Raw genomic sequence first — 23071 nt, 5'->3', positions numbered from 1 at the left:
ACGCCCGGTTACATTCCGAACCCGGAAGCTAAGCCTCACAGCGCCGATGGTACTGCAGGGGGGACCCTGTGGGAGAGTAGGACACCGCCGAACAACTTTTGGGAAAACCCCGCACCATTCCGGTGCGGGGTTTTCTGCGTTTAGGGCTTGTTGCTTTCTGTGTGTTTCCCTGAAGTCCTTCCCCGAAGGGCGACGGATCGGCGCTTCTCAGAGCCGACCCGCCGCCTTCAGAGCCAGATAGGCGTCCGCCAGGGCGGGCGCCAGATCCTGTGGGGTGGAGTCCACGACCGTCACCCCATGCCGGCGCAACTGGTCCGCGGTGCGCTGACGCTCGCTCTGGGCCTGAGCCGCCGCCGCGGCCGCGTACACCGACTCCGCGTCGCCCCGGTCCTTCGCCATGCGGGCGATGTGCGGGTCCGCCACCGCCGCGACCAGGACCGTGTGGCGTCGGGTGAGCTGCGGCAGGACGGGCAGCAGGCCGTCCTCGACCGGTGCCGCGTCCAGTGTCGTGAGCAGGACGATCAGGGAACGCCGAGGCGCCGTACGGAGAGCCGTGGCGGTGAGGCCGCGGCTGTCGGTCTCCACGAGTTCCGGTTCGAGCGTGGCCATCGCGTTCACGAGGGACGGCAGTACGTCGCCTGCCGAGCGGCCCTGGACCAGGGCGCGTACCCGGCGGTCGTAGGCGAGCAGGTCCACGCGGTCGCCGGCGCGGGAGGCGAGGGCCCCGAGGAGCAGGGCCGCGTCCATGGAGGCGTCCAGGCGCGGTGCGTCGCCCACACGGCCGGCCGAGGTGCGACCGGTGTCCAGGACGAGAAGGATGTGACGGTCGCGTTCGGGGCGCCAGGTGCGGACGGCGACTGTGGACTGCCGGGCGGTGGCTCGCCAGTCGATCGAACGGGTGTCGTCTCCGGGGACGTACTCGCGCAGGCTGTCGAACTCCGTCCCCTCACCACGCGTCAGCACGCTGGTGCGGCCGTCGAGTTCACGCAATCGGGCGAGTTTCGACGGCAGGTGCTTGCGGCTCGTGAACGGGGGCAGAACCCGTACAGACCAGGGCACTTTGTGGGCGCCCTGGCGGGAGAACAGGCCGAGGGGGCCGTAGGAGCGGATCGTCACACGGTCGGCGTGGCGGTCACCGCGTCGGGTGGGGCGCAGCCGGGTCGTCACGCGTCTGCGTTCGCCCGGGGGGACGGTCAGACGGTGGCGGGAGGACTCGACCTCGGTGCCGGACTGCCAGGTGCTGGGCGGCCAGGCGTCCCGAAGCTGTGCGCGCAGGGGACGGCGTGACGGGTTGGTGATCGTGAGCGTGACGTCGGCGCTCTCGCCGAGACGTGTGGAGGTGTCGCCGGAGCGGCTCAGGGCGAGACGTCGTACGGGGGAGGCCAGCGCGAAGTCGCAGGCGCAGGCCAGGGCCAGCGGGCCGTTGACCGCGAGGATGCCCGTCCAGCCGGGTTCCAGGATGCCGACGGGGATCGAGCCGAGGGCCGCGAGGAGGGCGGCGCGTCCGGTGAGCGCCATCAGCGGGGGACCGGGACGTGGGCGAGGATGGCGTTGATGACGGAGTCGGCCGTCACGCCTTCCATCTCCGCCTCGGGCCGCAACTGGACGCGGTGGCGCAGGGTCGGCAGGGCGAGGGCCTTCACGTCGTCGGGGATGACGTAGTCGCGGCCCGTCAGCCAGGCCCAGGCGCGCGAGGTGGCGAGCAGGGCCGTGGCGCCGCGCGGGGACACGCCCAGGGTGAGGGAGGGCGACTCGCGGGTGGCGCGGCAGATGTCGACGACGTAGGCCGTGATCTCCGGGGAGACGGTCGTCTTGGCGACCGCGGCGCGGGCCGCGTCGAGGTCGGCCGGTCCTGCGACGGGGCGTACGCCGGCGGCGCGCAGGTCGCGCGGGTTGAAGCCCGAGGCGTGGCGGGTGAGGACGTCGATCTCGTCCTGCCGGGACGGCAGAGGGACCGTCAGTTTGACCAGGAAGCGGTCCAGTTGGGCCTCGGGGAGGGGATAGGTGCCCTCGTACTCGACCGGGTTCTGGGTCGCGGCGACCAGGAACGGCTCGGGGAGCGGGCGGGGGATGCCGTCGACCGTGACCTGTCGTTCCTCCATGGCCTCCAGGAGGGAGGACTGGGTCTTGGGCGGGGTGCGGTTGATCTCGTCGGCGAGGAGGAGGTTGGTGAAGACCGGGCCGGGCTGGAAGGAGAACTCGGCGGTGCGGGTGTCGTAGACGAGGGAGCCGGTGACGTCGCTCGGCATCAGGTCGGGGGTGAACTGGATGCGCTTGGTGTCGAGTTCGAGCGTGGCCGCGAGTGCGCGGACGAGCAGCGTCTTGGCGACTCCGGGGACGCCTTCGAGGAGGACGTGTCCGCGGCAGAGGAGGGCGACGACGAGGCCGGTCACGGCGGGGTCCTGGCCGACCACGGCTTTGGCGATCTCGGCGCGCAGGGCTTCGAGGGAGGCGCGGGCGGCGCCCGCGTCCCCGGTCCGCCCGGCGTTGTCAGTGGTCGGGTCCATCATGGACGGCGTACCTCTCTTTCGAGGGCGTCGAGTTGGTCGGTCAGTGCGATGAGGGCCGCGTCGTCGCCGGGTGGCGGCCCGAAGAGCAGGGATTGCAGGGCCTGTCCGTCGCCGGCGAGGTGGGCGGACAGGGCGGGGAGCAGGGCCTCGGGCGTGTGCGCCTGGGTGAGGGGGACGCCGACGAGGGGGGCGAGGCGGGTGCGGGTGGCGGAGCGCAGAGCGGCGGCCGCGCGGTCGCGGGCGTTGGCCTTGCGGTAGAGGCGTGCGCGGCCTTCGGCGGTCTCGGAGGCGCGGATCGCGACGGGGAGTCTCTCGGGCACGAGAGGGCCGAAGCGGCGGGCCCGCCAGAAGGCGGCGAGGACGGCTGCGACGAAGAGCTGAAGGGTGCCCCAGAACCATCCCGAGGGGAGCAGGTCCAGGAAGCCCTTGCTGCCGCCGTTGCCGGCGGCGGGGGTGTCGGAGAGCGAGGGGAGGTACCAGACCAGATGGGCGCGGGATCCGAGGAGTTGCAGGGCGAGCGAGGCGTTGCCCTGCTTGTCGAGGCGGTCGTTGAAGAGGATGTCGGGCGCGCCGAGCACGACGGTGTCGCCGCCCCTGGCCGCGGGGACGCGCAGCAGGGTGGCGAGTCGTTCGCTGGGGTAGCAGGAGTCGGCGTCCAGGCGGGTGGTGGTGTAGCGGACGCCGCCGGTGTCGGCGCTGCCCGCGCGCCGGGCCTCGGGGAGGGCGCAGTCGGGAGCGAGGGTGGTGCGGGGGCTGTCGGCGGGGTCCGCGCTGACCCCGGGGGCGAGCCGTTCGACGGACGAGCTGCCGGCCGCGACGAGGACGGTGCGTCCGCCGGAGGCGGCGGTCGCCCGGTACAGCAGGCTCTGCTGACGGCCGGTCAGCAGGTCGGGGACGGCGACCAGGAGGGTGGTGTCGGGGCCGGCGGCGGCGCGCGCCCCGTCGAGGGTGGTGACCACGCGCGTCGAGACGCCGTGATCGGCGAGGAGTTGGGCGACGGCGCGGCTGCCGTAGGGGTCCACGGAGCGCGGGTCCAGGTCGCCGTGCCGGACGGTGGAGCGTACTGCGGCGATGGCGACGGCCGCGGCCAGGAGCAGCACGGCGGCCAGGGCTATGCCTCGCGTGCGGGTCCACACCGTGCGGGCGGTCGGCGCTGTGGAGGTGATGGGGGGCGCGGCCTCGATGGTCACTCGGCGGCCCCCTGGCGGCTGCTGTGGTCCGTCCCGGCGGCGCTGTCGGCGAAGGCGGGCCTGGTGCGTTCCAGGTCGCGGTCGAGTTCGGCGATGCGGCGGTACGACTGCTCGCTCGCGCTGCGCCCGCCGTACGTCACGTCGTCGAACTCGCGGGCGGCGGCGCGCAGCCGGTCCGTGTGCCCGGGAAGGGCGCGGCCTGCCTCGGCGGCCGCTTCGTCGGCGGTCCGGCCCGGGCGGATGTCCAGCACGGTCCGCTCCTCCAGGGAGCGTACGACGGCCCGCATGCGCTCCTGGACGGCCTGGTTCCAGTGGCCCTGGGCCGCGTGTGCCTCGCTGGCCGCGCGGTGTTCGGCGGCGCTGCGGGGGCGGTCGTCGAACAGGACCGCGGCGGAGACCGGACGGCGGCGCGGGGTGCCCAGGCGCCACCACAGGGCGGCCAGGACGGCGACGACGAACAGGATCACGACGAGCAGGCCGACCGAGCCGCCGGGGGTTGCCGAGGCGGCCGAGCTGAACAGCCGGTCGAGCCAGTCCCAGAACGCGTTCAGGGCGCGCTGGAGCAGGCCGGGGTCGTTCTCGTGGTACATGCGCTTGGACAGCTCGCGGCGGGCCGCTTCGCCCGCGGGATCACGCGGGATGGTCACCGGCGGCCCGTCTCCCGAGCCGCCGGCTGCCAGGGCGGGCGTGCCCGCCGCGCGCAGCAGGCCGCGTACGAGCGCCGTGCCGGTGCCGGGCGCGACCGCCGCCGTGAGGACTCCCCCCGTCAGGCTCACCCCATCAGCTCCCCGGGACGGCGCTGGGAGCGCCGGTGCCGTGGCTCTGGACGCCGGCGGCGCGGGCCAGTTCGAGGTCGAGGGCCTCGCGGCGGATGCGCTGGTCGACGTAGAGGAGCACGGTGACGCCGGCGTTGATCGGGAGGGTGATCGTGGCGCCGATCACCGAGCCGATGCCGCTGACGATCAGGAAGCCCCAGCTGACGTGCGTGCCGGCGGTGCCGAAGAGGCCGCTCACGCCGTCACCGCTGACGGCCGCGCCGATCAGGGCGAAGGGGATCGCGACGAGTCCCGAGACGATGGAGGTGATGAGTCCGGCGAGCAGCTGGATGCCGAGGACCCGCCACCAGGAGCCGCGCACGAGCTTCGCGGAGCGGCCCATCGACTTCACGATGCTCTGCCGTTCCAGCATCAGCGCCGGGGAGGCGAGGGAGAAGCGGACCGTCAGCCAGATCATGACGATGAACGCCGCGAGGAATCCCAGGGCGATCAGCGCGACACCGCCGCCGGTGCTGCCCGCGGCGAGGACGAGGATGCCGGGCAGCGTGCCGGCGAGGAAGGTGCCGATGCCGATGAGACCGAGCAGGACGAGCAGGCCGAACAGCCTCGGGATCTGCGGGCGGGCGTCGCGCCAGGCCTCACCGGTGCTGACGGGCCTGCCGAGGACGGCGCGGCTGGTGACGGTCGTCAGCAGGGCGGTCGCGGTGATCGTGCCGACCACGGTGATCACCGCGATCACGCCGGAGCTTATGAACGCGTCCCGCATGGCGCGGAACACGTCGTCGGGGGTGGTGGCCGGGCCGTTGACGGACAGCCGGGTGACGGTGTTGTTCAGGAGGAGGCCCTGTACGAGGACCGAGCTGATCTGTACGACCAGCGCGACCGTCAGCGAGATGCCGAGGACCGTGCGCCAGTAGGTGCGCATGGTGGAGACGGCGCCGTCGAGGATCTCTCCGAGGCCGAGCGGGCGCAGCGGGATGACACCGGGCTTGTCCGCGGGCGGGGGACCGCCCCAGCCGCCGCCCCAGGCTCCGTAGCCGCCGGGGGCGCCGTAGCCGCCGTAGCCTCCGGGAGGGCCTCCGTAGCCGCCGCCGGGCATGCCGGGCTGCTGACCGCCCCAGCCCTGGCCGGGCGGCGGGGGCGGCGGGGCCTCGCCCGGGTTCGGGGCGCCGGTGGGCGCGGACCACTGGCCGGGTGGCGGCTGCTCCTGGGACCACTTCACGCCCGGGCCCTGCGGCGCGGGCTCGGTGGGACCGGGGCGGTCGGCCGGCTCGGCGGGGCCGGACGCACCGGGCTCCCGCCCCTCGGGCGACGGGGCGGATCCGGGCGAGGCCCAGCCCGGAGTGTCAGTCATCGAAGCTCCTTCTCGGCGCCCTTCCGCGGACGCGGCGGCAGGTTGGCAGCCATCGTGCCATGGGGTGGTCACCGGGGGACCGGCCGCGGTGGACGCTGGATGCCTTCAATTGTCCGCCGGATCCGGGGCAGACTGACCGCATGGCTGATCAGCAGGCGCGAACTGGTGGAGACAAGCGGCCGACCGAGATACCGGCGATCCGATGGGAGGAACCACCCGAAGGTCCCGTACTGGTCCTTCTCGATCAGACAAGGCTCCCGGCCGAAGAGGTCGAGCTGGTGTGCACGGACGCGCCGGCGCTGGTGGAGGCGATCCGTTCGCTCGCCGTGCGCGGGGCGCCGCTGCTCGGGATCGCGGGGGCGTACGGCGTCGCGCTCGCCGCCGCGCGCGGCTTCGACGTGACCGAGGCGGCGCGGGCGCTCGAGGACGCCCGGCCCACCGCGGTGAACCTGTCCGTCGGCGTGCGCCGGGCCCAGGCCGCGCACGAGGCCGCGCTGGCCAGGACCGGCGACCCCACGGCGGCGGCCGCGGAGGCACTGGCCGCGGCGCGGGTGCTGCACCGGCAGGACGCCGAGGCCAGCGCCCGGATGGCGGCTCACGGACTGACGCTGCTGGACGAGCTGCTGTCCGGCGGCGGGCACCGGATCCTCACCCACTGCAACTCCGGATCGCTGGTCTCGGGCGGGGAGGGCACGGCCTTCGCGGTGGCGCTCGCCGCGCACCGGGAGGGGCGGCTGCGGCGGCTGTGGGTGGACGAGACCCGTCCGCTGCTGCAGGGTGCCCGGCTGACGGCGTACGAGGCGGCCCGCAGCGGCATGGCGTACACGCTGCTCACCGACAACGCGGCGGGTTCCCTGTTCGCGGCGGGCGAGGTGGACGCGGTGCTGATCGGGGCGGACCGGATCGCGGCCGACGGTTCGGTGGCGAACAAGGTGGGGAGCTATCCGCTCGCCGTGCTCGCGCGCTACCACCACGTTCCGTTCATCGTGGTGGCGCCGGTGACGACGATCGATCCGGACACTCCCGACGGGGCGTCCATCGAGGTCGAGCAGCGTCCCGGTTTCGAGGTGACCGAGGTCGCGGTTCCCCAGGTGCCGGTGACGGGAGCGGGGGGCGGGATCTCGGTGGCGCCGCTGGGGACCCAGGCGTACAACCCGGCGTTCGACGTCACTCCGCCCGAGCTGGTGACGGCCATCGTCACGGAGGAGGGAGCCGTTTCCCCCGTGACCTCCGCGGCTCTCGGGGAGCTGGCCGCCAGGTCGCGCCGGGGCGCGACCGGCTGACCGGACGAGGCCCGGCCGTGTGGCGCCGGGGAGTGCCCGGCCGGCACGGCCCTGGGGACGTCAGGCGGATCGGCCGGCGTTCAGGGCTGAGACGTCGTCCGCCGTGCGGGCGAGGAGTTCCGCCGTCCGGCTCCCGCCCCGTACCGCGTGGTCGGCGTCGCTGGGCCGGCAGCGGCAGGACTCGGGGTCGTACTCGTTCATGATCACGCCGGCGTGGTCGGTGCCGGGTTGGTGAAGCAGCGTCGGCCGGCCCCGGTGCCGGAGAGCCTCGTGGAGCAGGCGGGACTGCCGGACGTCCACGATCGGGTCGTCGGTGCCGTGGATCAGCCGGACGGGGAGGGCGGGCGGCAGATCCACGGCGTCTGTCAGTTCGTCGAGCGGGGTCCGGCCGGTCAGCGGTTCCGGCCGGGTGTATCCGCCGGCGATGCCGACGACGGCCCTGGGCCTCCACCCGTCGAGCGCGCCGGGCGCCAGGGCGGCGGCCAGCGCGGCCTTGGCGCCCAGGGACCAGCCGGCGAGGGCCGTCCGTTCCGTGTCACCGCCGAAGTCGGCTCCGTACCGCTGGACGAACACGGCGGACTCACGCAGGTGGGTGCGCCCGCCGGCGTGGGCGTCCGGCCGCCAGTCCGGCACGAAGCACACGACGCCCAGCGAGGCGGCGGCACCGGCGAGCGGCGCGAGGACGTCGCGCTCGTCGGGACCCCTGCCGTGCCAGAGCAGCACGGCGGGCAGAGCCTGCGACGCGGCGGCGGGCCGGTACACGTCCAGACGCTGTCCACCGGCTCCGTGGCCGAGTCCTCGCACCACGGCGACACCCATGGCCACCCGCCCCGTTTCCGCCTGAAGACCTGGCACGTCGCGCGCCCGGCCGGGACCCTGTCGATCAACGGTGGTCGACAGGGGCAGACAGTGACGGCTCCATACGACTATCGTCACGCCCCAGTGACCTCCCTCACCTGCACCTCTGTCGTCGTTACGAGAATGGGATGATGTCGTTTATGAAGGGACGAGTCCTTGTCGTCGACGACGACACCGCACTGGCCGAGATGCTCGGCATCGTGTTGCGTGGTGAAGGTTTTGAGCCGTCTTTCGTAGCCGACGGCGACAAGGCGCTGGCTGCTTTCCGTGAGACCAAGCCGGACCTGGTGCTGCTCGACCTGATGCTGCCCGGGCGGGACGGCATCGAGGTCTGCCGGCTGATCCGCGCGGAGTCCGGCGTGCCGATCGTCATGCTCACGGCCAAGAGCGACACCGTCGACGTCGTCGTGGGCCTGGAGTCGGGCGCGGACGACTACATCGTGAAGCCGTTCAAGCCGAAGGAGCTGGTGGCGCGGATCCGGGCGCGGCTGCGGCGGTCGGAGGAGCCGGCGCCGGAGCAGCTGACCATCGGTGACCTCGTCATCGACGTGGCCGGGCACTCGGTGAAGCGGGACGGGCAGTCGATCGCGCTGACCCCGCTGGAGTTCGACCTGCTGGTCGCGCTCGCCCGCAAGCCGTGGCAGGTGTTCACCCGTGAGGTGCTGCTGGAGCAGGTGTGGGGCTACCGCCATGCCGCCGACACCCGCCTGGTCAACGTGCACGTCCAGCGGCTGCGTTCCAAGGTCGAGAAGGACCCCGAGCGGCCGGAGATCGTGGTGACCGTCCGTGGCGTCGGTTACAAGGCTGGACCGAGCTGACGTGTCGGGGGACAGCGCCGCTTCGGCTCCCGGCGGATCCGGGGCCCGTCCGGAGCGGCCTGTCGGCCGGACGGCGGGCAGGCGTTTCGGGCGCCTCTTCGAGGGCGGCCTGTTGCAGGGCGGGGTGCGGCGCAGCCCGGTCCTGCGGCTCTTCCTGCGCTGGGTGCGCCGTCCGCTGCTGCCGGTGATGCGGCTGTGGCGGCGCAACATCCAGCTCAGGGTCGTCGCCACCACCCTGCTGATGTCGCTGGGCGTCGTCCTGCTGCTCGGTTTCGTCGTGATCGGGCAGGTGCGCAACGGCCTGCTGGACGCGAAGGTGCGCGCCTCGCAGAGCCAGGCCACGGGCGGGTTCGCGGTGGCCAAGCAGAAGGCCGACGAGGCCGCCGGCGGGACCACCACGGACACGGGCGCCGCGCCCGGCGCCGGTGACGGCACCGCGGCGGACGGCCGGCAGTCGCAGAGCGTCATCCAGTGGATGAGCGACCTCGTGGAGTCGCTGTCCAGCGGCGGCGCGGGCGCCTTCGACGTGGTGACGCTGCCCGTGGGCGACGACAGCGGCGGCGGGCGCAGCCCGCGCGGCTCCGGGAACGTCAACCCGACGTCCAGCGTGCCCGCCGATCTGCGCGACCGGGTCAACAGCGGTACGACGGCCGCCCAGAGCTACACCCGGATCGTCTACTCCACCGGCAAGGAGTCCCAGCCGGCGCTGGTCATCGGCAAGCAGGTCAACGACCCCAACGGGCGTCCCTACGAGCTGTACTACCTCTTCCCGCTCACGCAGGAGGAGAAGTCCCTGAGCCTGGTCAAGGGCACCCTGGCGACCGCCGGGCTGTTCGTCGTCGTCCTGCTCGGCGCCATCGCCTGGCTGGTGGTGCGGCAGGTCGTCACCCCGGTGCGGATGGCGGCCGGGATCGCGGAGCGGCTGTCCGCGGGCCGGCTGCAGGAACGGATGAAGGTCACCGGCGAGGACGACATCGCGCGCCTGGGCGAGGCCTTCAACAAGATGGCGCAGAACCTCCAGGTGAAGATCCAGCAGCTGGAGGACCTGTCGCGGATGCAGCGCCGGTTCGTGTCGGACGTCTCGCACGAGCTGCGCACCCCGCTGACGACCGTCCGTATGGCCGCCGACGTCATCCATGAGGCCCGCGAGGACTTCGACCCGGTGACCGCGCGGTCCGCCGAGCTGCTCGCCGACCAGCTGGACCGGTTCGAGTCGCTGCTCGCGGACCTGCTGGAGATCAGCCGCTTCGACGCGGGTGCGGCGGCGCTGGAGGCCGAGCCGATCGACCTCAGGGAGGTCGTGCGGCGGGTGGTCAGCGGCGCGGAGCCGCTCGCCGAGCGCAAGGGCTCGCACATACGGGTGGTCGGCGACCTGCAGCCCATCGTCGCCGAGGCCGACGCCCGGCGCCTCGAGCGGGTCCTGCGCAACCTCGTCGTCAACGCCGTCGAGCACGGCGAGGGCAGGGACGTCATCGTCAAGCTGGCCTCGGCCGGTGGCGCCGTCGCCGTCGCGGTGCGCGACTACGGCGTCGGCCTCAAGCCGGGCGAGGCGACCCGGGTGTTCAGCCGCTTCTGGCGGGCGGACCCGGCACGCGCGCGTACCACCGGTGGTACGGGCCTCGGGTTGTCGATCGCCCTGGAGGACGCCCGGCTGCACGGCGGCTGGCTGCAGGCCTGGGGCGAGCCGGGCGGCGGCTCCCAGTTCCGGCTGACGCTGCCCAGGACGGCGGACGAGCCGCTGCGGGGCTCGCCGATACCGCTGGAGCCCAAGGACTCGCGCCGCAACCGCGGCCTCGACGACGCCGGGCTGCCCCGTGGGGGGCAGGAGAAGCGGGCGACCGTACCGGTGCAGCAGGGCGGCGCCCAGGCGTCCGCGCTGCCGCCGCGCGTGCCCGCGGTCAGGCCCGCCGCCGACCCGACCGCCCTGCCCGGCAACGGCAACGGGGCGCGCGTGGTGCCCCGCCCCGCCGGCGGCACGCGGCGGCCCGACGACAGGCCCGCCACGGGCGGGGCACCCGATGCGAACGCGGCCCGGCCGGAACCGGCGCGGCCGGAGGAATCGACCGAGCCAGGGGAGGCTTTTCGTGGGCGCTGACCGCAAGGGGGGCGCCCGGCCCGGGCGCGCGGCGGCCTACACCGCCTTGGGGGTCGTCCTGCTGGCCGGGTGCGCCTCGATGCCCGACAACGGCGATCTGCGGGACGTGGAGTCCACGCCGCGGCAGGACACCGGGGTACGTGTGTTCGCCATGCCGCCGGCCGAGGACGCCAGCCCGGGCGAGATCATGCAGGGCTTCCTGGAGGCGCTGACCAGCGACGATCCGGCGTACGACACCGCTCGCAAGTACCTGACGGGCGACGCCGCGCGCAGTTGGCGGCCGGAGCGGTCGACCACGGTCCTCGCGAACGGGCCGAGCATCGAGACCGACTGCCGCGCGGGCAACCGGGAGGTGACCAGCAGCGTCACCTGCGTCCTGGCCGGCAACCAGGTGGCCACGGTCGACGCGCAGCAGGCGTACCAGCCCGCCGACGGCTCCTATCGCAAGAAGGTGCACCTCACCAGGGACGCCAAGACCGGGCAGTGGCGCATCGACCAGCTGCCCGACGGTGTCGTCATGGGCAAGTCGGACTTCCAGCGCAACTACACGTCCGTCGACAAGTACTACTTCGCCTCCAACACCGCGGTCGGGGCGACCGGACAGCCGGTCGCGGTCGCCGACCCGGTCTTCGTGCGCAGCAAGGTCGACGCGATGACGCAGATGGTGCACTCGCTGCTGAGCGGGCCCACCAGCTGGCTCCGGCCGGTGGTCAGGTCCAGCTTCCCGACCGGTACGGCCCTGCAGAAGGACGTGTCGGGGCTGGCGCCGGACGACCAGAACAAGCTGACGGTGCCCCTGAACCTCAAGGAGTCCCAGGTCGCGGCCTCCAAGTGCACCGAGATGGCGACCCAGGTGCTGTTCACCCTGCGGAACCTCGCGCCGACGCTGGAGTCCGTCGAGCTCCAGGGCGTCGGCGGCCACCGGCTGTGCGACCTGGCCGAGAGCGCCGCCGAGTCCGACACCTGGCACGGCTCGACGAAGCGGCCCGAGTACCTGTACTTCGTCGACGGCAAGCACCGGCTGGTGCGGATGGCGGCCGGGAGCACCGGCACCGGCTCCCTTCCGGTGCCGGGCCCGCTGGGCCAGGGCGACAAGACGCTGCAGTCGGTCGCGGTGTCGCGGGACGAGCGCACGGTGGCCGCGGTCGACGAGGACGGAGCCTCGCTGCACGTCTCGTCGCTGACGTCGGACGGTTCGCTCGGGGCCGCGGTGGTCACCAGCAAGGGCGCGACCCCCGCCGACCGGCTGACCACACCGAGCTGGGACGCCCGCGGCGACCTGTGGGTGGCCGACCGCGACCAGCACAATCCGGCCCTGTACGTCCTGGAACACGGCGTCGCCAAGGCGGAGAAGGTCGCCGTTCCGGACCTGCCCGGCCGTATCAAGGACGTCCGGGTGGCCGCCGACGGCGTGCGTATCGCGCTGGTCGTGGAGGGCAAGGACGGCAAGCAGTCCCTGCTGATCGGCCGGATCGAGCGTGAGGACCGGATGGGGGAGGGACCCTCGGTGGTCGAACTCCGCTCGGCCGCGCCCGACCTGGAGCAGGTCAGCGCACTGTCGTGGGCCGGGGACAGCAGACTGCTGGTGGTCGGCCAGGAGCAGGGCGGGGTGCAGCAGATGCGGTACGCCCAGGTCGACGGTTCCACGCTGGACGGTCCGGCGCCCGGGGCACTGCCCGGGGTGAAGGCGATCGCCGCGTCCGAGGACGATCGGGTGCCGCTGGTGGCCTACTCGGAGGACGGGATCGTCCGCCTGCCGTCCGGGGCGCAGTGGCAGAAGGTCGACAAGGACGGGACGGCGCCGGTCTATCCGGGCTGAGGCCGGGGCTGAGCCCGGGACCTGTGCGCATCGGCGGCACGCCCGCTTGGGGGGCCGCCGGTGCGCCGGGCCGGGGCTGATTCTGGTGTTGCGCCGCGGCCCGAGCCCCGAGCCCCGAGGCTGATGCGTGCGCCGGAGCCGAAGCCCAAGGCGACGACGCCCCCCACGCAGACCCGTGCCCGCGGCACGCCCGCCCGTACGTCCGTCACCCACATGCATGACGGCCTGCCCCGCGTGCCTCGAGTTGTCCACAGGGCGTTTTCCACAGGGGTGGCCCGTCGGCTCCGGTCTTGGCACAGTGGTGGTCATGCGGGGGTGGTGGCAGGACCTCACCGACCTGGTGCTTCCGGCCGAGTGCGCCGGCTGTGGGGCACCTCGTACGGAGCTCTGCCCGCGGTGCCGGACCGCGCTGGCCGGGCGCGCGCCGCGGCGGGTGCGGCCCGTGCCGGAGCCGGCCGGGCTGCCGGTGGTGCACGCCTCGGCTCCCTACGCGGACGAGGTGCGGACGCTTCTTCTCGCCCACAAGGAGCGGGGCGCGCTGATGCTCGCGGGAGCGCTGGGCGGGGCTCTGGCGGGAGCCGTGCGGGCGGGGCTCGGCGCGAGCGGTGCCCGTGCCTCCGGTGGACCGGGCGGTGCGCGGTCGTCCGGGACCGTGCTGCTGGTGCCCGTGCCCTCCGCCCGCTGGGCCGTGCGGGCGCGCGGGCACGATCCGGTACGGCGGATGGCGCTCGCGGCGGCCGCGGAGCTGCGGCGCACAGGGACGCCGGCCCGGGTGGCGGCCGTGCTGCGCCAGCGCAGACCCGTCGCGGACCAGGCGGGACTGGACGCGCGGCGGCGCCTGGAGAACCTCGCGGGCGCGCTGGAGATGACGGCGGGCGGTGGCCTGCTGCTCGCCGGGGGCCGGGTCGTGCTGGTCGACGACCTGATCACGACCGGCGCCAGTCTCGCCGAGGCGGCGAGGGCCCTGCGTGAGCCGGCCGCGCCGCGTCGCGAGAGGCGGGGGAGAAGCGATGAGAGGGAAAGTGGCGTGAGAACAGTCGTGTACGGAGCCGTAACTCGGGAAGGAAGGACAGAACGACGGACCGGAGCGCGATCGGAGAGGGGGAAGTCGGTGCAGGGTGCACCGGAAAAGGCGGTAGTGAACGCCCTTGATCAGGCGCTCCACGCGGCTGTGATCGCCGCTCCTCGGGATTCTTTCGAAATAAACAGGAACTGACCGCTGACTTGCATCGTTGCAGGTAGAGAGAGGGTCAATTCACCTGAACGGAGGTACGCCGCGGTAGAGGGTGACGACATCCGTCCGGGCGAGATATGTTCGGTTGTGAGGAAAGGCGCAGGCCACACCTCTCATATCCGAATGCCGTGCTGCGGGTTTTCCGCAATCACCCGCGCCGGTGGGGTGGAGATCGCGCCTACGGGGGAGGAGGAGGTGGAAGTCACCGAGTCCGAGGTTCCGGTGCTCACCGGACCTGGTGCAAAAGGGAGATGCTCCGCCGAGGCAGCGGAGCGATCCGAGAACGGAGTTCTGCGTGGACATCGTCGTCAAAGGCCGCAAGACCGAGGTGCCCGAGCGGTTCCGCAAGCACGTGGCCGAGAAGCTGAAGCTGGAGAAGATCCAGAGGCTCGATGCCAAGGTGATCAGCCTCGACGTCGAGGTGTCCAAGGAGCCCAACCCCCGACAGGCCGACCGCTGCGACCGGGTGGAGATCACGCTCCGCTCCCGTGGCCCGGTGATCCGGGCGGAGGCGGCGGCCAGTGATCCGTACGCGGCCCTCGACCTGGCGGCGGAGAAGCTGGATGCGCGGTTGCGCAAGCAGCACGACAAGCGGTTCTCGCGCCGTGGCGCACGCCGGATCTCGGCGGCGGAGGTTCCCGACCACGTCCCGGGCGCGGCGACGCTGAACGGAAACGGCCTCCCCGTCCATGACGAGGAGACGGACGGCGTGCCGACGAAGAAGATCGGTTCGCTCGAGGTCAAGGGCGAAGGCCCCCTCGTCGTCCGCGAGAAGACCCACGTCGCCTCCCCGATGACCCTGGACCAGGCCCTCTACGAGATGGAACTGGTCGGCCACGACTTCTACCTGTTCGTCGACTCCGAGACGAAGGAGCCGAGCGTCGTCTACCGACGACACGCCTACGACTACGGTGTGATCCACCTCAGCACGGATCCCATGGTCGCCGAGGCACAGCCCCCCGCGGCAGGTGGCACGCTGGGCGGCTGACCCGCAGCATCGAAGCTGAGCCGGTGCCCCTGGAGCGCGTGTGCGCCCCCAGGGGCACCGGTGTGCGACCACTTCGCGCCCCGCGCGTCACCTCCGCGGCGCCCGGGCATGAAATCATGGCCGCACAGGCCCAACCGGTGGGCCGCTGCCTTGGGTTGGCGATGGCGCAGGAAGACAGGCCACAGCCTTCAGGGGGAGGAACGATGGCGGACACCTTCGGACCGATGCGGGACGAGGGAGCCGACGACGACAACGTCGTCGGAATGGCACAGGACGCGGGCTCTCCTCGCGAGGAGCCGATCAGAGTCCTGGTGGTGGACGACCACGCCCTCTTCCGGCGCGGCCTGGAGATCGTGCTCGCCGCCGAGGAGGACATCCAGGTCGTCGGCGAGGCGGGCGACGGCGCCGAGGCCGTCGACAAGGCCGCCGACCTGCTGCCCGACATCGTGCTGATGGACGTCCGCATGCCCAAGCGCGGCGGGATCGAGGCGTGCACCTCCATCAAGGAGGTCGCCCCCAGCGCGAAGATCATCATGCTGACGATCAGCGACGAGGAGGCCGACCTCTACGAGGCGATCAAGGCGGGCGCGACCGGATACCTCCTCAAGGAGATCTCCACCGACGAGGTGGCCACTGCCATCCGCGCGGTGGCCGACGGACAGTCGCAGATCAGCCCGTCCATGGCGTCGAAGCTCCTCACCGAGTTCAAGTCGATGATCCAGCGCACCGACGAGCGCCGGCTGGTGCCCGCGCCCCGGCTGACCGACCGCGAGCTGGAGGTCCTCAAACTCGTCGCCACGGGGATGAACAACCGGGATATCGCCAAGGAGCTGTTCATCTCCGAGAACACCGTGAAGAACCACGTCCGCAACATCCTGGAGAAGCTGCAGCTGCACTCCAGGATGGAGGCCGTGGTCTACGCGATGCGGGAGAAGATCCTGGAGATCCGGTAGCCGCCCGGCACCGGCTCTAGCCGAGAGCGCGGGCGAGTTCCCTGGTCAGGGGCTCGCGCAGAGCGGGCGCGTCCACGCGCTCCACACGGACGTCCGTGCAGTTCACCCAGCTCGCGGCCTCGACCAGGGCCTCGGCGACCCCCGCCACCGCCTTCGGGCCGTCCAGGGTGACCTGCTTGGCCACCAGGGTGCTGCCCTCCCGGGCCGGGTCGACACGCCCGACCAGCCGGCCGCCCGCGAGCACCGGCATGGCGAAATAGCCGTACACCCGCTTGGGCTTGGGGACGTACGCCTCCAGGCGGTGGGTGAAGCCGAAGATCCGCTCCGTGCGCGCCCGTTCCCAGACCAGCGAGTCGAACGGCGACAGCAGTGTGGTGCGGTGGCGGCCGCGCGGTGTTGTCGCCAGGGCCGCCGGATCCGCCCAGGCCGGCCTGCCCCAGCCCTCGACCTCGACCGGCACCAGACCCGAGTCGGCGATCACCGCGTCGACCTGTTCGCCCTTGAGACGGTGGTAGTCGGCGATGTCCGCGCGCGTGCCCACGCCGAGGGACTCCCCGGCCAGCCGGACCAGACGGCGCAGGCACTCGGTGTCGTCCAGCTCGTCGTGCAGCAGCGTCTGCGGGATCGCGCGCTCGGCGAGGTCGTACACCCGCTTCCAGCCGCGCCGCTCCACGCACACCACCTCGCCGTACATCAGCGCCCGCTCGACGGCGACCTTGGTGCCGGACCAGTCCCACCACTCGCTGGTCCTCTTCGCGCCGCCCAGGTCCGTGGCGGTCAGCGGGCCCTCCGCGCGCAGCTGCTTGATCACCTGGTCGTAGGCGCCGTCGGGAAGCTCGTGGTTCCAGTGCGGGCGGTTGCGGTAGGCGCGGCGGCGGAAGGCGAAGTGCGGCCACTCCTCGACGGGGAGGATGCACGCCGCGTGCGACCAGTACTCGAAGGCGTGGGTGCCCTTCCAGTAGGCGGCCTCGACGGTCTTGCGGCCCACCGCGCCGAGCCGGGCGTACGGCACGAGTTCGTGGGAGCGGGCGAGGACCGAGATCGTGTCGAGCTGCACCGCGCCGAGGTGGCGCAGCACCCCGCGGACACCGGCCCGCCGGTCGGGCGCGCCGAGGAAGCCCTGGGCCCGCAGGGCGATACGGCGGGCGTCGTCCGCGGTGAGGGTGGTGGTCGGGCGCGGAAGGGTCGTCATGCGTCGGACGATAGAGGCTGCCACTGACAGCCCGCGGTGAGCTGCGGATTCTCTAGCCGCGCGCGGGCAGGTACGGGGCCGCGGAGGGCAGACCGAGGTCCGAGGGGAGCAGGGAGCCGATCCAGCAGTCCCGCCGGACCCCTTTGTTGTTGAGCGCGGAGCGCAGGGTGCCCTCGACGGTGAAGCCCGCGTGTTCGGCGACCGCGCGCGAGGCGAGGTTGCCGACCTCGGCGCGCCACTCGACCCGGTCGACGCCCAGCGCGGTGAAGATCCACCGGCAGGCGGTGAGCGTGGCCTCCGTGACATAGCCGCGGCCCCGGTGTTGCTTGGCCGCCCAGAAGCCGACCTCGGCCACGGCAGGCGCGCGGATCGTGAGGCTGAGCATGCCGGCCAGGTCGCTGTCGGTGAGGAAGATCCCGAAGGTGAACATCGAGCCCTGGGACCAGCCGTCGGGGACCATCTCCTGCGTGAATCCCAGGGCGTGCTCGGGCAGATAGGGCGAGGGGATCGTCGTCCAGCGCTGGATGTCGGGGTCCTGGGCGGCCGTGTACACCGCCTCGGTGTCGTCCGGTCCGACGGTGCGCAGCACAAGGCGGTCGGTGGTGAGCGTGACGGGTTGCATCGGCCGATTGTGCCGGACCGCCCAGGACGCGCCATCCATTTTCGCGATCCGTGAGCACGTGATCACATTTCGCACAATTCCTTGCGCGGATGCGGCACTATCCGGATGTCCCGTCCGTTGTCCCGGGTGAAGCAGCCGCCCGGCAGCCAGGCCCTCCCGGCGCAGCCGGGTCCTCGCATACGATGGCCGTTGCTCAGTATGTCAACGGAAAACCGACCGTCCCAGGCCCGACCGGCAAGGAGACCAGCCCCCGTGTCCGTCCTCTCGAAGATCATGCGTGCAGGCGAAGGCAAGATCCTGCGCAAGCTGCACCGCATCGCGGACCAGGTCAACTCCATCGAAGAGGACTTCGTCGACCTCTCCGACGCCGAGCTGCGGGCCCTCACCGAGGAGTACAAGCAGCGGTACGCCGACGGTGAGAGCCTGGACGACCTGCTCCCCGAGGCGTTCGCCACCGTCCGCGAGGCCGCCAAGCGCGTCCTCGGCCAGCGGCACTACGACGTGCAGATGATGGGCGGCGCCGCGCTCCACCTCGGCTACGTGGCCGAGATGAAGACCGGTGAGGGCAAGACGCTCGTCGGCACGCTGCCCGCGTATCTGAACGCCCTGTCCGGCGACGGCGTCCACCTCATCACGGTCAACGACTACCTGGCCGAGCGCGACTCCGAGATGATGGGCCGCGTCCACAAGTTCCTCGGCCTCAGCGTCGGCTGCATCCTCGCCAACATGACGCCGGCCCAGCGCCGCGAGCAGTACGGCTGCGACATCACCTACGGCACGAACAACGAGTTCGGCTTCGACTACCTGCGCGACAACATGGCGTGGTCGCAGGACGAGCTGGTGCAGCGCGGCCACAACTTCGCCATCGTCGACGAGGTCGACTCCATCCTGGTCGACGAGGCCCGTACGCCGCTGATCATCTCCGGCCCGGCCGACCAGGCCACCAAGTGGTACGGCGACTTCGCCAAGCTGGTCACGCGACTGAAGAGGGGCGAGGCGGGCAACCCGCTCAAGGGCGTCGAGGAGACCGGCGACTACGACGTCGACGAGAAGAAGCGCACGGTCGCCATTCACGAGAACGGCGTCTCCAAGGTCGAGGACTGGCTGGGCATCGACAACCTCTACGAGTCGGTGAACACCCCGCTCGTGGGCTACCTGAACAACGCCATCAAGGCCAAGGAACTCTTCAAGAAGGACAAGGACTACGTCGTCATCGACGGCGAGGTCATGATCGTCGACGAGCACACCGGCCGTATCCTCGCCGGCCGCCGCTACAACGAGGGCATGCACCAGGCGATCGAGGCGAAGGAAGGGGTGGACATCAAGGACGAGAACCAGACGCTCGCCACGATCACCCTGCAGAACTTCTTCCGCCTCTACTCGAAGCTCTCCGGCATGACCGGTACGGCCATGACCGAGGCCGCGGAGTTCCACCAGATCTACAAGCTCGGAGTGGTCCCGATCCCGACCAACAAGCCGATGATCCGCAAGGACCAGTCGGACCTGATCTACCGCACCGAGGTGGCCAAGTTCGAGGCGGTCGTCGACGACATCGCCGAGAAGCACGAGAAGGGCCAGCCGATCCTCGTCGGCACGACGTCCGTCGAGAAGTCGGAGTACCTCTCGCAGCAGCTGAGCAAGCGCGGCATCCAGCACGAGGTGCTGAATGCCAAGCACCACGAGCGCGAGGCCTCGATCGTCGCCCAGGCCGGCCGCAGGGGCGCCGTGACGGTGGCCACCAACATGGCCGGCCGTGGTACGGACATCAAGCTCGGCGGCAACCCCGAGGACCTCGCCGAGGCGGAGCTGCGCCAGCGCGGCCTCGACCCCGAGGAGCACATCGAGGAGTGGGCCGCGGCCCTGCCCGCCGCCCTGGACAAGGCCGAGCAGGCCGTCAAGGCGGAGAAGGACGAGGTCGAGTCGCTCGGCGGTCTCTACGTCCTCGGTACCGAGCGGCACGAGTCGCGCCGTATCGACAACCAGCTGCGCGGTCGTTCCGGCCGTCAGGGCGACCCGGGCGAGTCCCGCTTCTACCTGTCCCTCGGTGACGACCTCATGCGCCTGTTCAAGGCCCAGATGGTCGAGCGCGTGATGGCCATGGCGAACGTGCCGGACGACGTGCCGATCGAGAACAAGATGGTCACCCGCGCGATCGCGTCCGCGCAGTCGCAGGTCGAGCAGCAGAACTTCGAGACGCGTAAGAACGTCCTGAAGTACGACGAGGTGCTCAACCGGCAGCGCGAGGTCATCTACGGCGAGCGCCGCCGCGTCCTGGAGGGCGAGGACCTGCACGAGCAGGTCCAGCACTTCACGGACGACACGATCGACGCGTACGTCGCCGCGGAGACCGCCGACGGCTTCCCCGAGGACTGGGACCTGGACCGGCTGTGGGGCGCCTTCAGGCAGCTCTACCCGGTGAAGGTCACCGTCGAGGAGCTGGAGGAGGCGGCCGGCGACCGGGCCGGTCTGACCGCCGAGTTCATCTCCGAGTCCATCAAGGAGGACATCCGCGAGCAGTACGAGGCCCGTGAGGGGCAGCTCGGCTCCGAGATCATGCGTGAGCTGGAGCGCCGGGTCGTGCTGTCGGTCCTCGACCGCAAGTGGCGTGAGCACCTCTACGAGATGGACTACCTCCAGGAGGGCATCGGCCTGCGCGCGATGGCGCAGAAGGACCCGCTGGTCGAGTACCAGCGCGAGGGCTTCGACATGTTCACCGCCATGATGGAGGGCATCAAGGAGGAGTCCGTCGGCTACCTGTTCAACCTGGAGGTCCAGGTCGAGCAGCAGGTCGAGGAGGTGCCGGTCGAGGAGATCCAGCCGGTGGGCGAGGGCGTCCAGGACGCGGTGCCGGCGCAGGCGGGCGCGCGTCCGGAGATCCGGGCCAAGGGGCTGGATGTTCCGCAGCGGCGTGACCTGCACTTCTCCGCCCCGACGGTGGACGGCGAGGGCGGCATCCTCGAGCGCGATCTGGAGGACGACGAGCCGGTGCGGTCCGAGTCGGACGGGCTGACGCGGGCGGAGCGCCGCCGGCAGGCCAAGGGCGGCCGGCGCCGTAAGAAGTAACGGCCGTCTGTAGTACGCAGGCCGTGGTGGAGGGCCGGGCTCCTTTGGGGTCCGGCCCTTCGGCGTTCCGGCGCGCGGGCGCCTGCCGGGTGGCCCGTGCGGTGCGGCGACGGTCAGGCCTCCGCCGTCCGCGGGGGGTTCGGGCCGGCCGTCTCCACCGCCGTGCAGCGCCAGCGGAGGTCGGGGCCCCGTTCCAGGCGGAAGGCAAGGGCGCGCAGCTGGTCGCCGGCGGCGATGCGGGCGAAGGCCTCGATGGCGCCGGCGCGGGGGACGAAGTAGCCGATGTCATGGACGACGGGGCGGGCGCCGCGCGTGCGCAGAGGGCCGTGCGCGGCGAGGCGGGCCAGGTCGTCGTAGGCGCGGCCCGCGGTGTGGCGGAGCATCCAGTGGACGGGGCGCTGACCGCTCAGGACGGCCAGCAGACGGTCGGCGAAGAGGTCCGTGGGCCGAGGCTGCCGTACGGCCGTCAGCGGCGCCGTACGGGCCGGCTCCGGGCGCGTCGTCGCCGGGGTGCGGACCGACTCCCGGCCGGTCGTACGGCCCGCCGGGCCGGGCACCTGGATCGCCGTACGGCCGGCCGGGACGGCTTCCCGGCCGGTCGTGCGGTCCGCCGTGCTCCTGACCGGGGTCCTCGGGGGCGCGCCGCCGGGGCGGCGGGAGTCGTGTCGGGTCGGCGGACGGTGGCGCGGGCGGGACTGGGGGGTGCGGCTCATGACCTTGTTCATGGGGGCCCCGTTCGGCGGGCCCGGTCGATACCGGGCGGTAACTAGCTGGTGGGGATCTTGTACGGGGGCGGGGGAGGGGGTGGCAAGGAAGGACGCGAGGGCGGCGGGGGCGGGGGACGTTCACTCATCAGAGGGGCGGACCCGGGCCGGATCCCCCTGGGAGAGCGGGTGTCCCGGGTGAGGTGGGAGGCGCGGGGTTGACCCCTGTGCGGGTGCGGGCAGAGACCCGAAAGGGGACACGCACGTATCCTGAAGGCCCTCCGGACGGCGCCCCGACGGCCCGGTCCGGGGCCCAAGCGGAGCCTTTGACCAGGAAAGAGCGGCCAGCATGCGCGTCTACGTCCCCCTGACCCTCCCCGGTCTCGCCGAGGCGCACAGGACGGGCGAGCTGGGGAGCGCACCCTTCGCCGCGTACGCGGTCACGCCCGCGCTGCGCGAGTGGTACCTCTCCGACGACGTCGAGGAACTGGAGTACGCGGCGCTCAGCCGGGCCGCGCTGGCCTCGCTGCGGCTCCTGGCGGCGGACGAGGGCGCGCCGCGGCGCCGGGTCGTGGTCGCCGTGGACGTGTCCGACGGCGCCGCCGCGGCCGACCCGGACCGCGGGCTCGATCCGGCCGCGCTCGGCGAGGTGACCGTGACGGTGACGGTGCCGCTCGCCAAGGCGGCGGCGGTGCACGTCGACGCCGGTGACGCGGAGCGGGACGTGGCCGCCGGGGCGGAGGCGCTGCGGGCCGCCGACGACGGGGACGACGACGCCCAGTTCGTCGTGGACGGAACGGACGACCACGAGCTGCTGTGGTACGCCACGCAGGAGATCCCCAACCTGGTCGACCGGGGCTGAGCCGTCCGGCCCCCTCGTCCGGCCTCGTTGTCAGTGGCGGGAGGTACGGTCTTGGACATGGGGAAGCAGGCACGCGCGCACATCGTCTGGGACTGGAACGGGACGCTGTTCCACGACAACGACGCGATCATCGGTGCGACGAACGCGGCCTTCGCACGGCTGGGACTCGCGCCGATCACGCTGGAGCAGTACCGGGCGCTGTACTGCGTGCCCGTGCCGAAGTTCTACGAGCGGCTGCTCGGCCGGTTGCCGACCGAGGCCGAGTGGGAACTCATGGACGGGATCTTCCACCGGTACTACACCGAGCACCGCGGCCGGTGCGCGCTGACCGAGGGGGCGGCGGAGCTGCTCAAGGGGTGGCGGTCGGCGGGGCACAGCCAGTCGCTGCTGAGCATGTACGGTCACGCGGAGCTGGTGCCGCTCGTGCGGGGCTTCGGGATCGAGGAGCACTTCATACGCGTCGACGGGCGTACCGGCCCGTCCGGCGGGAGCAAGGCCGAGCACATGGTGCGGCATCTCCAGGAACTGGCCGGTGTGGAGCCGACGCGGACCGTGGTGATCGGGGACGCGGCGGACGACGCGGTGGCGGCACGGCACGTGGGGGCGTCGGCCGTGCTGTACACCGGGGGGTCGCACAGCCGGGCCAGCCTGGAGGAGGTCGGGGTCCCGGTGGTGGACACGCTGGCCGAGGCGGTTGAGGTCGCGCGGTTGTTGCCGGGCAGCAGGGAGAGCAGATAGCGGACCTCCTCC

At 72.3% G+C, this 23071-nt stretch carries 19 protein-coding genes and 1 rRNA gene; 11 read left to right on the top strand and 9 right to left on the bottom strand.

Going from position 1 to position 23071, the window contains the following annotated elements:
* Positions 1–93 (top strand): 5S ribosomal RNA (rrf, locus tag ACWEN3_RS15080); the annotation flags it as partial.
* 114 nt (positions 94–207) lie between these two features.
* Here the strand turns inward: rrf and ACWEN3_RS15075 are convergent.
* The 5 genes from ACWEN3_RS15075 to ACWEN3_RS15055 are packed head-to-tail and all read right to left on the bottom strand — an operon-like array spanning position 208 to position 5830.
* On the bottom strand, positions 208–1518 hold the full coding sequence (locus ACWEN3_RS15075; RefSeq protein ID WP_452970238.1) for a DUF58 domain-containing protein: 1311 nt from the start codon (positions 1516–1518) through the stop codon (positions 208–210).
* Positions 1518–2507, bottom strand: coding sequence for an AAA family ATPase (locus tag ACWEN3_RS15070; RefSeq protein ID WP_452970241.1), 990 nt, complete (start codon positions 2505–2507; stop codon positions 1518–1520). Before ACWEN3_RS15070 ends, ACWEN3_RS15075 begins: the two co-directional genes overlap by 1 nt.
* The gene (locus tag ACWEN3_RS15065) at positions 2507–3700 is read right to left on the bottom strand and encodes a DUF4350 domain-containing protein (RefSeq protein ID WP_452970236.1); all 1194 of its coding nucleotides are present in this window, start codon (positions 3698–3700) and stop codon (positions 2507–2509) included. Before ACWEN3_RS15065 ends, ACWEN3_RS15070 begins: the two co-directional genes overlap by 1 nt.
* On the bottom strand, positions 3697–4476 hold the full coding sequence (locus tag ACWEN3_RS15060; protein ID WP_452970233.1) for a DUF4129 domain-containing protein: 780 nt from the start codon (positions 4474–4476) through the stop codon (positions 3697–3699). Before ACWEN3_RS15060 ends, ACWEN3_RS15065 begins: the two co-directional genes overlap by 4 nt.
* A gap of 4 nt (positions 4477–4480) precedes the next feature.
* A complete protein-coding gene (locus tag ACWEN3_RS15055) occupies positions 4481–5830 on the bottom strand; it encodes a hypothetical protein (protein ID WP_452970231.1) in 1350 nt (449 codons plus the stop codon).
* 140 nt (positions 5831–5970) lie between these two features.
* Between ACWEN3_RS15055 and mtnA the strand changes: the two genes are divergently transcribed.
* Positions 5971–7113, top strand: coding sequence for an S-methyl-5-thioribose-1-phosphate isomerase (gene mtnA, locus ACWEN3_RS15050; RefSeq protein WP_452970228.1), 1143 nt, complete (start codon positions 5971–5973; stop codon positions 7111–7113).
* A 60-nt stretch (positions 7114–7173) separates the two neighbouring features.
* Here the strand turns inward: mtnA and ACWEN3_RS15045 are convergent, their stop codons facing one another.
* Positions 7174–8049, bottom strand: a complete 876-nt coding sequence (locus tag ACWEN3_RS15045) for an alpha/beta hydrolase (RefSeq protein ID WP_452970226.1) — start codon at positions 8047–8049, stop codon at positions 7174–7176.
* Positions 8050–8099: 50 nt separating this feature from the next.
* Here ACWEN3_RS15045 and mtrA point away from each other — a divergent pair, with 50 nt between their 5' ends.
* From mtrA to ACWEN3_RS15015, 6 genes are all read left to right on the top strand, one after another.
* A complete protein-coding gene (mtrA, locus tag ACWEN3_RS15040; RefSeq protein ID WP_191870552.1) occupies positions 8100–8789 on the top strand; it encodes a two-component system response regulator MtrA in 690 nt (229 codons plus the stop codon).
* A 1-nt stretch (position 8790) separates the two neighbouring features.
* Positions 8791–10884: an MtrAB system histidine kinase MtrB gene (gene mtrB, locus ACWEN3_RS15035; protein WP_452970223.1), complete on the top strand. Its 2094-nt coding sequence runs from the start codon at positions 8791–8793 to the stop codon at positions 10882–10884.
* On the top strand, positions 10874–12703 hold the full coding sequence (locus ACWEN3_RS15030) for an LpqB family beta-propeller domain-containing protein (protein ID WP_452970220.1): 1830 nt from the start codon (positions 10874–10876) through the stop codon (positions 12701–12703). The genes mtrB and ACWEN3_RS15030 overlap by 11 nt, the downstream gene beginning before the upstream one ends.
* A gap of 307 nt (positions 12704–13010) precedes the next feature.
* Positions 13011–13919 carry a ComF family protein gene (locus tag ACWEN3_RS15025; protein WP_452970217.1) on the top strand — a complete coding sequence of 303 codons (909 nt, stop codon included), beginning with the start codon at positions 13011–13013 and terminating at the stop codon, positions 13917–13919.
* Between the two features lie 313 nt (positions 13920–14232).
* Positions 14233–14925, top strand: a complete 693-nt coding sequence (hpf, locus tag ACWEN3_RS15020) for a ribosome hibernation-promoting factor, HPF/YfiA family (protein ID WP_452970214.1) — start codon at positions 14233–14235, stop codon at positions 14923–14925.
* Positions 14926–15128: 203 nt separating this feature from the next.
* The gene (locus tag ACWEN3_RS15015; protein ID WP_452970211.1) at positions 15129–15878 is read left to right on the top strand and encodes a response regulator; all 750 of its coding nucleotides are present in this window, start codon (positions 15129–15131) and stop codon (positions 15876–15878) included.
* 16 nt (positions 15879–15894) lie between these two features.
* Here ACWEN3_RS15015 and ACWEN3_RS15010 read toward each other — a convergent pair whose 3' ends face one another.
* Positions 15895–17070: a winged helix-turn-helix domain-containing protein gene (locus ACWEN3_RS15010; RefSeq protein ID WP_452970209.1), complete on the bottom strand. Its 1176-nt coding sequence runs from the start codon at positions 17068–17070 to the stop codon at positions 15895–15897.
* A 52-nt stretch (positions 17071–17122) separates the two neighbouring features.
* Positions 17123–17692: a GNAT family N-acetyltransferase gene (locus ACWEN3_RS15005; protein ID WP_452970206.1), complete on the bottom strand. Its 570-nt coding sequence runs from the start codon at positions 17690–17692 to the stop codon at positions 17123–17125.
* A 252-nt stretch (positions 17693–17944) separates the two neighbouring features.
* On the opposite strand from ACWEN3_RS15005, the gene secA reads away from it, so the two are divergent.
* Positions 17945–20755 carry a preprotein translocase subunit SecA gene (gene secA, locus ACWEN3_RS15000; RefSeq protein WP_452970203.1) on the top strand — a complete coding sequence of 937 codons (2811 nt, stop codon included), beginning with the start codon at positions 17945–17947 and terminating at the stop codon, positions 20753–20755.
* Positions 20756–20868: 113 nt separating this feature from the next.
* On the opposite strand, the gene ACWEN3_RS14995 is transcribed toward secA, so the two are convergent.
* Positions 20869–21480, bottom strand: coding sequence for an Rv3235 family protein (locus ACWEN3_RS14995; protein ID WP_452970200.1), 612 nt, complete (start codon positions 21478–21480; stop codon positions 20869–20871).
* Between the two features lie 328 nt (positions 21481–21808).
* Between ACWEN3_RS14995 and ACWEN3_RS14990 the strand changes: the two genes are divergently transcribed.
* Positions 21809–22321, top strand: coding sequence for a DUF6912 family protein (locus ACWEN3_RS14990; RefSeq protein WP_452970198.1), 513 nt, complete (start codon positions 21809–21811; stop codon positions 22319–22321).
* A gap of 57 nt (positions 22322–22378) precedes the next feature.
* A complete protein-coding gene (locus ACWEN3_RS14985) occupies positions 22379–23059 on the top strand; it encodes an HAD family hydrolase (protein WP_452970196.1) in 681 nt (226 codons plus the stop codon).
* Positions 23060–23071: the final 12 nt, after the last annotated feature.

The organism is Streptomyces sp. NPDC004561, assembly GCF_053602155.1.
This window is presented reverse-complemented; position numbering and strand designations above follow the sequence as displayed.